This is a genomic window from Cellulomonas sp. A375-1 (genome assembly GCF_001040865.1).
GTDB lineage: Bacteria > Actinomycetota > Actinomycetes > Actinomycetales > Cellulomonadaceae > Cellulomonas > Cellulomonas gelida.
The window spans coordinates 66,905-79,101 of record NZ_LFKW01000018.1 but is presented as its reverse complement, the minus strand read 5'-3'; the positions used below and the strand labels follow the sequence as shown (position 1 = coordinate 79,101).

Annotated in this window: 11 protein-coding genes and 1 pseudogene; 9 read left to right on the top strand and 3 right to left on the bottom strand. The window is 74.8% G+C overall.

Annotated features, from left to right (window positions below):
- The 6 genes and pseudogenes from CWIS_RS02180 to nadC all read left to right on the top strand — a co-directional run.
- On the top strand, nt 1-1,155 hold a 1,155-nt coding region (locus CWIS_RS02180), incomplete at its 5' end, for a PH domain-containing protein (protein WP_156186515.1).
- Nucleotides 1,152-2,294: a Rossmann-like and DUF2520 domain-containing protein gene (locus CWIS_RS02175; protein ID WP_048341579.1), complete on the top strand. Its 1,143-nt coding sequence runs from the start codon at nt 1,152-1,154 to the stop codon at nt 2,292-2,294. The genes CWIS_RS02180 and CWIS_RS02175, both read left to right, overlap by 4 nt.
- A complete protein-coding gene (gene panC, locus CWIS_RS02170) occupies nt 2,291-3,190 on the top strand; it encodes a pantoate--beta-alanine ligase (protein ID WP_048341578.1) in 900 nt (299 codons plus the stop codon). Before CWIS_RS02175 ends, panC begins: the two co-directional genes overlap by 4 nt.
- Nucleotides 3,187-3,642, top strand: a pseudogene (gene panD / locus CWIS_RS02165) (aspartate 1-decarboxylase); the annotation flags it as partial. The gene panC and the pseudogene panD, both read left to right, overlap by 4 nt.
- Before the next feature lie 266 nt (nt 3,643-3,908).
- Complete coding sequence (locus tag CWIS_RS02160; protein WP_048341598.1) at nt 3,909-5,627, top strand: L-aspartate oxidase; 1,719 nt, start codon at nt 3,909-3,911, stop codon at nt 5,625-5,627.
- 8 nt (nt 5,628-5,635) lie between these two features.
- A complete protein-coding gene (nadC, locus tag CWIS_RS02155; protein WP_048341577.1) occupies nt 5,636-6,571 on the top strand; it encodes a carboxylating nicotinate-nucleotide diphosphorylase in 936 nt (311 codons plus the stop codon).
- 43 nt (nt 6,572-6,614) lie between these two features.
- On the opposite strand, the gene CWIS_RS02150 is transcribed toward nadC, so the two are convergent.
- Together CWIS_RS02150 and CWIS_RS02145 are read right to left on the bottom strand one after the other, a co-directional pair.
- On the bottom strand, nt 6,615-8,000 hold the full coding sequence (locus CWIS_RS02150; RefSeq protein ID WP_048341576.1) for a hypothetical protein: 1,386 nt from the start codon (nt 7,998-8,000) through the stop codon (nt 6,615-6,617).
- Nucleotides 7,997-8,587, bottom strand: a complete 591-nt coding sequence (locus tag CWIS_RS02145; protein WP_048341575.1) for an RNA polymerase sigma factor — start codon at nt 8,585-8,587, stop codon at nt 7,997-7,999. Before CWIS_RS02145 ends, CWIS_RS02150 begins: the two co-directional genes overlap by 4 nt.
- Nucleotides 8,588-8,693: 106 nt before the next feature.
- Between CWIS_RS02145 and lysS the strand changes: the two genes are divergently transcribed.
- The 3 genes from lysS to CWIS_RS02130 all read left to right on the top strand — a co-directional run bounded on the left by lysS (nt 8,694) and on the right by CWIS_RS02130 (nt 10,823).
- Entirely contained in the window at nt 8,694-10,229 is a 1,536-nt protein-coding gene (gene lysS, locus CWIS_RS02140; RefSeq protein WP_048341574.1) for a lysine--tRNA ligase, read from the top strand.
- Nucleotides 10,226-10,414, top strand: a complete 189-nt coding sequence (locus CWIS_RS02135) for a hypothetical protein (protein WP_048341573.1) — start codon at nt 10,226-10,228, stop codon at nt 10,412-10,414. The genes lysS and CWIS_RS02135 overlap by 4 nt, the downstream gene beginning before the upstream one ends.
- A gap of 73 nt (nt 10,415-10,487) precedes the next feature.
- Nucleotides 10,488-10,823, top strand: coding sequence for an Lsr2 family protein (locus tag CWIS_RS02130; RefSeq protein ID WP_048341572.1), 336 nt, complete (start codon nt 10,488-10,490; stop codon nt 10,821-10,823).
- A gap of 95 nt (nt 10,824-10,918) precedes the next feature.
- Here the strand turns inward: CWIS_RS02130 and CWIS_RS02125 are convergent.
- Nucleotides 10,919-12,197, bottom strand: a 1,279-nt coding sequence (locus CWIS_RS02125; protein WP_048341571.1) for an FGGY family carbohydrate kinase, incomplete at its 5' end; no start/stop codon positions are given.

Genomic DNA, 12,197 nt, shown 5'->3' with positions numbered 1-12,197 from the left:
CTGCGGCGCCCGTCGTCGGCCGCCGCGACGACGCCGAGCGCGGTGACCGCCGCGGTCGGCACCCCCGTGACCACCCGCCCGGAGCCCGCCGCCGGCCCCGGCGATGCCCCCGCGGTCGGCACCACGCCCGGGACCGGCCAGCACGGGATGGCGGGCGAGGCCGTCCTCGCCGACGGGACCCTCGGCGACACCCGCGCTGCGGAGATCCCTGCCGCTCAGACCCCGGTCGCTTCGTCGTCGGCCACCCTGCCGCTGCCTCCCGCGTTCGAGGAGGCGCCCGAGCAGGAGGTCTACGCGGTGCCGATGCCGCGCCTGCTCGCGGCGACGCTGCGCTCGGCGACGGTCGTCGGGCTCGTCGTGCTGGTCGTGGTCGCGGTCGTGAGCGCCGTCTGGTCGCGTGACGTGGGGATCCTCGCGGTGCTGTTCCCCGCGTTCGTCGGGTTCGGCGGTGCGCTGTGGGGCCGCGTGAACGCGGGCGCGAGCTTCCGTGCGGCGGTCTCGCCGGACGGCATCCGGCTGCGGCACGGCCTGACCGAGCAGCGCGCGCAGACCGTGCCGCCGGGGCGTGTGCAGGCCGTGCGCCTCACGCAGCCGCTGTGGTGGCGACGGTCGGACTGGTGGCGCGTCGAGATCAACGTCGCCGGCTACGGGACGAGCGAGGACGCCAAGCGGGCGACCGTCCTGCACCCGGTGGCGACGCGCGACGAGGCAGCGACCGCGCTGTGGCTCGTGCTGCCGGACCTGGGCGTCGCCGACCCGCGTGCGCTGGTCGACGCGGCACTGTCGGGCGTCGGTGACGAGGGCGGGTTCACGCCCGCGCCCCGGCAGGCGCGCTGGGTCGACCCGATCGCGTGGCGTCGTCACGGCGTGCGGGTCACGCGGACAGCACTGGTCGCGCGCTCCGGCCGGCTGGTCCGGCAGGTCGACGTCGTCCCGCACGAGCGGACGCAGTCCCTCGGGCTCGAGCAGGGGCCGCTGCAGCGCCGGCTGGGGCTCGCGAGCTTCGTCGTGCACTCGACGCCCGGGCCGGTCTCGCCGCGCGTGGACCACCTGGACGGCCGCGTCGCCGCGGCGCTGCTCGACGAGCAGGCGGAGCGGGCACGCACGGCGCGGGCCGCGGCGCGTGCCGAGCAGTGGATGCGGGAGAGGTCGTGAGCGTCGGGCCGGCCGACGTCGCGCCGGGTGCGCCCGAGCGTCGTCCGGGGCGGCTCGGGGTCGGGATCGTCGGCGCGGGTCGCGTGGGCGCGGTGCTGGGCAACGCGCTGCGTGCGGCCGGGCACCCGGTCGTCGGGGTCAGCGCGGTGTCGCAGGCGTCACGCGACCGAGCCGAGGCGCTGCTGCCGGGAGTGCCTGTGCTCGAGGTCCAGGAGGTCGTGCGGCGCGCCGAGCTCGTCGTGCTCGCCGTCCCCGACGACGCGCTCGCCGACCTGGTGCGCGGGCTCGCGGAGACCGGCGCGTGGCAGCTCGGTCAGATCGTCGTGCACACGTCCGGGCGGTACGGCACGGACGTCCTGACGCCCGCGCGCGCGGCCGGGGCGATCCCGCTCGCGCTGCACCCCGCGATGACGTTCACCGGGACGTCGCTCGACCTGGCCCGCCTGATCGGCTGCCCGTTCGCGGTGACCGCGCCGGCGGCCGTGCTGCCGATCGGCCAGGCGCTCGTCGTGGAGATCGGCGGCGAGCCGACCGTGCTCGACGAGGACGCGCGCGGGCTGTACCACGCGGCTCTCGCGCACGGTGCGAACCACCTCGTCGTGCTGGTCGCGCAGGCCGCGCAGGCGCTCGCCGCGGCGGGTGTCGACGACCCCGGCCGGATGCTGACGCCGCTGCTCGAGGCGGCGCTCGACGGTGCGCTGCGCGCCGAGTCGCCCGGTGACGTCCTGGGCCGGGACGCACGGGGGAGCGGGGCGATCGCCGCGCTGACCGGGCCGGTGCGCCGGGGCGACGCGGGGACGGTCGTGGAGCACCTCGCGGTGCTCGACGCGTTCGCCGCCGTCGAGGGCGCACCCGACGTCCCGGCGGCCTACCGGACGCTCGCGCGGGCCGCCGACGCCCGTGCGCTGGCCGCCGGGCTGCTCTCCGCGGACGCCGCCGCCCGGGTGCTCGACGCGCTCGCGTCGGGTACGTCACAGTCCTCGCCGGTCGCGGGCATCGATCCGGATGCGGGATCGTTGCAGTCAGAGCACAGCGCCGATCCCGGGTCCGCGCACGACGACGCCCGGGGCGACGAGCAGCACGACGAGCAGCACGACGACCCGCAGGACGGGCCGCCCGGCCCGCAGGAGGACGCATGACCACCGCCGTCGGTACCCCGACGCTCGCGCGCACCCGCGCGGAGCTCGACGCCGCCCTGCGCGCGCCGAGCACCGGTGCGGCGCAAGCGCGGCACGCGCGTGCCGTCGTGATGACGATGGGCGCGCTGCACGCGGGGCACCTGTCGCTCGTGCGCCACGCGCGGACGCTGGCGGACCGGGTGGTGGTGACGATCTTCGTCAACCCGCTGCAGTTCGGGGCGGGCGAGGACCTGTCGCGCTACCCGCGCGACCTCGAGCGTGACCTCGCGCTGCTCACCGGCCCCGGGCTGCTCGGCCCCGACGACGTGGTGTTCGCGCCCGAGCCCGACGTCGTCTACCCCGACGGCGACCCGGTCGTGCGCGTGAGCGCCGGTGCGCTGGGGGAGTCGTTCGAGGGCGTGATCCGCCCCGGGCACTTCGACGGCGTCCTGACCGTCGTGCTCAAGCTCCTGCACCTGACGCGTCCGGACGTCGCGCTGTTCGGCCGCAAGGACGCGCAGCAGCTCGTCGCGGTGCGGCGCATGGTCCGCGACCTGGACGTGCCCGTCGAGGTGGTCGGCGTGCCTCTGGTGCGCGACGACGACGGCGTCGCCCTCTCGAGCCGCAACGCCTACCTGTCGCCCGACGAACGGCACCGCGCCCGGGGTCTGTCCCAGGCGCTGCGGGCAGGGGAGCAGGCGTCCGACGGCGGCGCGGGTGCGGTGCTCGCCGCGGCGCGCGAGGCGCTCGCGGCGGCCGGGGTCACGGACGTGGACTACGTCGCGCTCGTCGACCCGGACGACTTCACGCCGGTCCCGGACGACCACGCAGGCGAGGCCGTGCTCGCGCTCGCGGCCCGCGTCGGCACGACGCGCCTGATCGACAACACGAGCGTGACGCTGGGAGGCGAGGCATGACCACGCTGATGCGCACGATGATGACCGGCAAGATCCACCGCGCGACGGTGACGCAGGCGGACCTGCACTACGTCGGGTCGGTCACGGTGGACGCGGACCTGCTCGCGGCGGCGGACCTGCTGCCCGGCCAGCAGGTCGACATCGTCGACGTGACGAACGGCTCGCGCCTGACCACGTACGCGATCGCGGGCGAGGCGGGCTCGGGGCAGATCTGCATCAACGGCGCCGCGGCGCACCTGGTGCACCCCGGGGACGTCGTGATCCTCATCGCGTACGGAGTCATGTCCGACGCCGAGGCCCGCACCTACGAGCCGCACGTCGTGCTCGTCGACTCCGACAACCGGATCGTCGACCTGTCCGACGACCCCGGTCAGGTGCCGGACGAGTGGACCCAGGCCGCGGGTCTCCTGCCGAGCGGCGTGCCGTTCGCGCAGGGCCGGGACCTGGTGGACCACCCGCACGCGGTGGACCGCGGCGCGCCGCACACGCACGCCGGGTGCGGTGTGCGCGAGCCCCACACGCACGGTCCGCACGAGTCGGTCGTCGACGGGAACGCGGTCGAGCACCGGTCCGACGAGCGTCCCGACGACCGGCGGGACGCCGCGTCCGACGAGCAGGCCCAGGGTCCCGTCACGCACGGCGCCACGCGGTGACGACGACCGCCCCGACGACGGCGGGCGTCGCCACGACGGGCGTGCACGCGGCCTCGTCGGACCCTGTGCAGGCGACGTCCGGTGACACGCCCCCGCGGCTCGCGACCCGGCTCGTCGCGCCGCCGGCGGGCTGGACGATCGAGGTCGACGCGATCGTCGTCGGCTCGGGCATCGCGGGGCTGACGGCGGCGCTCGAGCTGCGCACGCGTGTGCCGCGCGTGCTGCTGGTGACCAAGGACCTGCTCGGGTCGGGCTCGACGGTCTGGGCCCAGGGTGGGATCGCCGCGGCGCTCGACCCGGAGGACTCGCCCGCCGCGCACCTGGCCGACACGCTCGTCGCGGGCGCGGGTCTGTGCGACCCGCGCGCGGTCGAGGTGCTCGTGACCGAGGGGCCCGCGCGTGTGCGCGAGCTCGTGGGCCTCGGCGCGGTGTTCGACACCGCCCCCGACGGGCAGATCTCCCTCACCCGCGAGGGCGGGCACCACGCCGACCGCATCGTGCACGCGGGCGGCGACGCGACGGGTGCCGAGATCTCCCGCGCGCTCGTCGCACAGATCGAGGCGGTCCGCGAGGACCCGGGCATCGAGATCATCGAGCACGCGCTGGTGCTGGACGTGCTGACCGGCCCTCCCGGACCGGACGGGCGGCCCGGCGCGGCGTGCGGCGTGACGCTGCACGTGATCGGTGAGGGACAGCGCGACGGCGTGGGCGCGGCGCTCGGCAAGGCCGTGATCTTCGCGACCGGCGGGATCGGCCAGGTGTTCCGCTCGTCGACCAACCCGCCGCAGGCGACGGGCGACGGCATCGCGGCGGCGCTGCGCGCAGGCGCGGTCCTGGGCGACGTCGAGTTCGTGCAGTTCCACCCGACCGTGCTGTGGCTGGGCTCGGGCGTGAAGGGCCAGCTCACGCTGGTCTCGGAGGCCGTGCGCGGCGAGGGTGCGCTCCTGCTCGACACCGACGGCGTGCGGTTCATGCCGGACGTGCACCCGATGGCCGAGCTCGCGCCGCGGGACGTGGTCGCGCACGCGATCGTCCGGCAGATGGCCGCGACCGGCTCGGACCACGTGTGGCTCGACGCGCGGCACCTGGGCGCGGAGTTCCTGCGCAAGCGGTTCCCGACGATCCACGAGCGCCTGCTCGAGCACGGCATCGACCTCACGACGGACCTGGTCCCGGTCGCACCCGCGCAGCACTACCACTCGGGTGGCGTCGTCACTGACCTCGTCGGGCGGTCGTCGCTGCGCGGTCTGTACGCCGCGGGCGAGGTCGCCTGCACGGGCGTGCACGGCGCGAACCGTCTCGCGTCGAACTCGCTGCTCGAGGGTCTGGTGTTCGCGCACCGCGCGGCCCGGCACATCACCGAGCAGGTCGCGGTCGGCACGCTGCACCACCAGGACCCGGTGCAGCGCGCGGGCGACGAGGCGCTGGTCGCCGCGGCGTCGCGGTCGCGCGTGCAGCGCCTGGCGACCGACGGTCCGGGCGTGCTGCGCTCGGGCGACGGCCTGCGCCGCGCCGCTGCCGGGCTGGCGGCGGTCCCCACCGACGCGCACCAGCGGCACGACGACGACCGGCTGCTCGCCGCCCCGCAGGTGGCCGAGTGGGAGACGACGAACGTGCACCAGGTCGCGAGCGTGCTCACGGCGACCGCGCTCGCGCGCCAGGAGAGCCGCGGCGGGCACGCCCGCTCCGACTTCCCGGAGCCCGACGAGCGGTGGCGCCTGCGCCTGCACGCCCGGCTGGGCGAGGACGGCCGCCTGGAGCTGTCCCGCACCCCGATCGACTGAGGACGACGATGACGCACCCGACGAGCGCGCCCACCGGCGCGCCTGCCGCCCGCCCGGGCGTGCTGCCCGGTGACCCCGGCCCCGACGAGACCGCGATCGAGCGCCTGGTCGCGACGGCGCTCGACGAGGACCTCGGCCCCGCGCCGGGGCGGGACGTGACGTCCCAGTCGACGATCGCGCCGACGACGACCGGCACCGCCGACCTGGTCGCGCGCGCGGACGGCGTGGTCGCGGGGCTCGTCGTCGTGCCCGTGGTGCTGCGCCAGGTGGCCGAGCGCCTGGGACTGACGCCCGCGACGTTCGTCGTGCGCGTGCCCGACGGCACCCGCGTGACCCGCGGCGACGTGCTCGCCGAGCTCACCGGCCCTGTGCAGCTCCTGCTCGTCGCGGAGCGCACGCTGCTCAACCTCGCCTCACGCGCGTCGGGCGTCGCTACCCACACGCGCCGCTGGGCCGACGCGCTCGACGGCTCGGGCGCCCGCGTGCTCGACACCCGCAAGACCACGCCGGGCCTGCGCGCGCTCGAGAAGTACGCGGTGCGCTGCGGCGGCGGCACCAACAAGCGCATGGGCCTGTACGACGTCGCGATGGTCAAGGACAACCACGTCGCCGCGGCCGGCTCGGTGACGGCCGCGATCGAGGCGGTGCGCGCGCGGTTCCCGGACGTCGCGATCCAGGTCGAGGCGGACACGCGCGACCAGGCGCTCGAGGCCGTCGCCGCGGGCGCGGACTTCCTGCTGCTCGACAACATGCCGACCCCCGTGCTGGCCGACGTGGTCGCCGCGGTACGCGCGGTGGCCCCGAGCACGGAGCTCGAGGCCACCGGGAACCTGACCCTGGACCGGGCCCGCGAGGTCGCCGGCACGGGCGTCGACTACCTGTCCGTCGGGGGCCTCACGCACTCGTCCCCGATCCTCGACCTGGCCCTCGACCTGCAGGCCTGACGTCAGCGGCGCTCGGCCACCAGCCGCGCGAGCGCCCGGGCCGTCAGGCGCACTCCCAGACGATGTTCGTCGCCTCGGGCCGCAGCTGCAGGTGCCACTCGCCGCCCGGACCCTGCACGCCGTACAGCGACTGCGCGGCGAGGAAGTCGTCCGTGGTGGCGAACCGGTAGCCGGCGTCGAGCCCGGTGAGCGTGTCGCCCGAGTCCGGGTCGATCGTGCCGGAGTTCTCCAGCTGCCAGTCGTGCACCGCGGCGGCCAGTGGGTTGCCTGGGGCGGGGACGACGACGTCGCGCCCGTCGGCGGTGCGGCCCGCCGTGCGCCACTGCGCCGCGTCGTGCGAGCTCTCGACGGAGAACTGCGCGGTCGAGCACGTGCCCACGGCGGGTGCCTGCGCGTAGTTCGCCCAGTCGCCGTCGGCGCCCCTCGTGCTGCGGTCCACGCCGTCGTCCCACGTGATGTCGAGGTAGTCCAGGCCCGGCACGTCGGCGTCGGCGACCGGGATCATCGAGCCGAACGGGGTGCGGACGACGTACGACGAGGACCGCAGCCCGTCGAGGTTGCTGACGACGTCACGGCGCGCGACGGTCAGCGGACCGAACGTCGCGACGTCCTCGAGCCGCTCGCCGGACCCCGCGGCCGGCAGCGACATGCCACCCACCCGGTTCGCCTCGGCGCGGGTCGCCTCGGTGGACAGCGCCCACCCGTCGCCGAGCGCGAGGCTCGCGGGGAGCGTGAGCGTGTCGTAGAACGTGTCCCGGTCCTCGACGGCCTTCGACGAGGAGAAGTCCGTCGCGCACGCGTCGGTGGTGCGGGCGCTCGGGCAGGCGATCGCCCGCGGGCCGTCCTCGTCGATCTCGTAGAGCTCGACGCGCGCGCCCCACGCGACGCTGTCCTCCTGCACCCCGGGGAAGGACAGCGCGTAGATCGCCGAGGCCTCGCGGTCGCCGACGAGGGTCAGCTGGTAGTCCGGGCCGTTCGCGAGCTCGTCGGCCGTGAACAGCGCGTCGAGCGCGTCGGACGCCTCGATCGCCTCGTCGAACCACCGCTCGCCGGTGCGCGGCGCGGACAGCCGGGCGAGCACGGTCGCGTCGTCGATCTGCGCGGCACGCACCGCGGGACCGTCGTCGACGGCCGTCGTGGGCTCGGTCGTCGGCTCGGTCGTCGGGCTGGGTGCGCTGGTCGGGCCGTTCGTCGCGCTGCGCGTCGCGGGGTCCACGGGCGTGCTGGAGTCCGACGAGGTGAGCGACCAGGCGCCGAGACCGAGCACGCCCGCGCACGCCGCGGCGCCGACGGACTCGAACGTGTGGCGCTGGATCCGGGCGCGGCGCACGGTGCCGCGCACGCGCGTCAGCTCTCGCTCGTCGATGGGGCCGGTCGCCTCCGCGATCTCGTCGCGTGCGCCGTGCAGGAGCTGGCCGAGGTCGTTCATCGTGCGCCCTCCGGGTTCGTCGTCGGCGTGAGGCGGGGGACCTGCACGGCGGGGGTGGTCGTGGGACGGACCGGGACGGTCTCGTCGGGGTGGTGCGGGTGGGTGCCGAGGATCTGCGCGAGGCGTGCCAGGCCGTCGGACGTGTAGCGCTTGACGGCGCCCTCGCTGAGGTTGAGGACGTGCGCGGTCTCGGTGACGGACAGGTCCTCCATCTGCCGCAGCACCACGCAGGCGCGCTCACGCGGGCTGAGGAGCGCGAGGGCCCGCAGCACGTCGCGGCCCGGACCCGGTGGTTCGACGGTGTCGGGTGGCGTCGGCTCGGCCGCGGCGCGCAGCGCGACGAGGCGTTCGCGCTTGCGGCGGCGGACCTCGTCGATCGCGCGGGACGCGATCGCGCGCCGCACGTACGCCTCGGCCTGCTCGACGGTCGTGAACCGTGCCCGGCCGCGGAAGGTCGCGATGAGCGCCTCCTGCACCAGGTCGGGTGCGTCGCTCGTCGACCCCGCGACGAGGGCGGCGTGCGCGACCAGGCGCGGGTAGCGTTCGCGCGCCACCTGGTCCAGCAGCTGTTCCCACGGTCTGGCCACGTCGTCTCCTCGTGCTGCTCGATCCCACTGTCGCTGTGACAACGGTCGCGGGTGCAGGTCGCGTTGGGGTGAATGTCGCGACGGACCCGCCGATTACCATGGGTCCGTGACCGACACCCCGCTGCCGCCCGCTGCCGACGCGCCCGAGGTCGTCACCGACGACACGCCCGAGCAGATCCGCATCCGGCGCGAGAAGCGCGAGCGCCTGCTGGCGCAGGGCACGGCGCCTTACCCGGTGTCCCTGCCCCGGACCCACACCATCGAGCAGGTGCGCGCGGCGTACCCGGCGCTCGAGCCCGGGCAGGAGACGGACGACGAGGTCGGCGTGGCCGGCCGCGTCGTGTTCCTGCGCAACACGGGCAAGCTGTGCTTCGCGACGCTGCAGGACGGCGCCGGCACGCGGCTGCAGGCGATGCTGAGCCTCGCCGAGGTCGGCGAGGAGCGCCTCGCGGCGTTCAAGGCGGACGTCGACCTGGGCGACCACGTGTTCGTGCACGGGCGCGTGATCCAGTCCAAGCGCGGCGAGCTGTCGGTGTTCGCGGACTCGTGGCAGATGGCCGCCAAGGCCATTCGTCCGCTGCCGAACCTGTACGAGGGTGCCGAGCTGTCCGACGAGGCGCGCGTGCGGCAGCGTTATGTGGACCTCATCGTCAACTCCAAGGCGCGCGACATGGTGCGGACCCGCGCCGCCGTCGTGCGATCGTTGCGCGACAACTTCGCACGGCGTGGATTCCTCGAGGTCGAGACCCCGATGCTCCAGGTGCGCCCCGAGGGCGCGGCAGCGCGTCAGTTCGAGACGCACATGAATGCGTTCGACATGGAGCTGTTCCTGAGGATCGCACCGGAGCTGTTCCTCAAGCGAGCCGCGGTCGGTGGCGTCGAGCGCGTCTTCGAGATCAACCGGAACTTCCGCAACGAGGGTGTGGACGCCACGCACTCGCCGGAGTTCGCGATGCTGGAGGCGTACGAGGCCTACGGCGACTACGACACCATGGCGGCGCTCACGCAGGACCTGTTGCAGACCGCCGCGCTCGAGGCGCTCGGCACGACGACGGCCGTCCTCGCCGACGGGACCGAGTACGAGCTGGGTGGCGACTGGACGCACCTGACGATGTACGAGTCCCTGTCCGAGGCGGTGGGCGTCGAGATCACGCACGACACGGACGACGAGACGCTGCTCAGGCTGCTCGAGAAGGCCGAGATCGAGCTCGCCCCGGCCCAGCGCAACCACGGCAAGCTCGTCGAGGAGCTGTGGGAGCACCACGTGGGGGCGCACCTGCACGCGCCGACGTTCGTGCGCGACTTCCCGGTCGAGACCTCGCCGCTCACGCGCGACCACCGCAGCAAGCCGGGCCTCGTCGAGAAGTGGGACCTGTACGTGCGCGGCCTCGAGCTCGCGACCGCGTACTCCGAGCTCGTCGACCCCGTGATCCAGCGGCAGCGGTTCGAGGCGCAGGCGCTGCTCGCGGCGCGCGGCGACGACGAGGCGATGCGCATCGACGAGGACTTCCTCACGGCGATGGAGTTCGCGATGCCGCCGTCGGGCGGCATGGGAATGGGGATCGACCGCCTTCTCATCGCGCTCACCGGACAGTCGATCCGCGACACCATCCTGTTCCCGCTCGTGAAGCCGCAGGCATGAACGGCATCGGGGGCGTGCTCGCGGCGGTCATTCCGTCGATCGGTGTGGGGCTGCTGTTCTGGTTCGCGATGCGTTCGATCGTCAACGCGGACCGCACCGAGCGTCAGGCGCTCGCGCGGATGGATCGTGAGGAAGCGGAGCGGGCCGCCACGAATTCATCGACGGAATCTCGCCCATCCATTTGACGTGAATTGTTTCCCGGTGTGATGCTGACTGTCGACAGAATGACGGTGCGACACAATTACGGGAGAACACCGGATGGCTCAGAAGGTTCAGGTCCTGCTGATCGACGACGTCGACGGCGCCGCCGCGGACGAGACGGTCACCTTCGCGCTCGACGGCGTGACGTACGAGATCGACCTCACGGCCGAGCGCGCGGCGCAGCTGCGTGACTCGTTCGCGACGTGGGTCGGCCACGCACGCCGGGTCGGCGGCCGTTCGACGTCCGCCGCTCGCCCCGCCGGCGCGCGCCGCCGCCGCAGCGACAACGACGCGCACGCGATCCGCGAGTGGGCCAAGGGTCAGGGGCTCGAGGTCTCCGAGCGTGGCCGCATCAGCGCCGAGGTGCGCGAGGCGTACGACAAGGCGCACTGACGCACGCGGCACGACACCGCACACGACGAAGGCCCGGTACCTCGCGGTACCGGGCCTTCGTCGCGCCGAGCGGGGCGTCCGAGCTGCGGAGTGCCTCAGACGTCCGTCGGGCGGGTGGCGGTCAGGTCACGCACGGCCGCGTACTGCTCACGCACCCGGGGGTCGGGTGCGGCCGTGAACACCTCGGCCGAGCCGGCGGCGCTCCAGGCGGGCGGCTCGTCGGTGCCCGAGAGCACCCACGCCGCCTGCCGCGCGGCACCGTCCGCGACGTACTCACCGGGAGTCGGGACCAGCACGTCGAGACCGAGCACGCTCGGCGCGATGCGCCGCACGGCCTCGGACCGCGCGCCGCCCCCGATGAGGAACAGCCGCTCCACGGCGACGCCCTGCGCCCGCAGCGCGTCGACGCCGTCGGCGAGGGCGCACAGCATGCCCTCGACCGCGGCCCGCGCGAGGTGCGCGGGCGTGGTGTTGGCCAGGCGCAGACCGTGCAGCGCGCCCGTGGCGTCGGGCTTGTTCGGCGTGCGCTCGCCCTCGAGGTAGGGGACGAGCACCAGGCCGTCGGCACCCGAAGGAGCCTGCAGCGCGAGCTCCGAGAGGCCCGCGTGGTCCACGCCGAGCATGCGCGCGGTCGCGTCCAGGACGCGCGACGCGTTGAGCGTGCACGCGAGCGGCAGGAAGTGCCCGCTCGCGTCGGCGAAGCCGTTCACCATGCCGGTGCCATCGGTGGTGGCCGAGCCGGTGACGGCCGAGACCACACCCGACGTGCCGATCGACACCGCGACGTCGCCCGGGCGCAGGCCCAGGGCCAGCGCCGCGGCCGCGTTGTCGCCCGCACCCGGTCCGAGGACCGGCTTGCGTGCGCCGACGGCCGAACGCGGTCCGGCCTCGTTCGGGCCCAGCACGCGCGGCAGCACCGCGTCGTGGCCCAGGCCCAGCTCGAGCAGGTCGTGCCGGTAGTCGTTCGTCGTGGGCGACCAGTAGCCCGTGCCGGACGCGTCGGAACGGTCGGTGACGAGCTGGTCGAGACCTCCCGTGCCCGGCCCGTGCCCCGCGAGGCGCCACGTGAGCCAGTCGTGGGGGAGCGCGACGGCCGCGACCTTCGCCGCGTTCTGCGGCTCCGCGTCGCGCAGCCAGCGCAGCTTGGTGACCGTGAGCGAGGCGACGAGCACGGAGCCCGTCGCGTCCGCCCACGCCTGCGGGCCGCCGAGCTCGTCGATCAGGTCGAGCGCGGCCTGCGCCGAGCGGGTGTCGTTCCACAGCAGCGCGTCGCGGACCACCTCGCCGTTCTCGTCGAGGGTGACCATGCCGTGCTGCTGCCCGCCGACGCTGATCGCGTCCACGTCGTCGAGGCCGCCCGCGTCAGCGATCGCG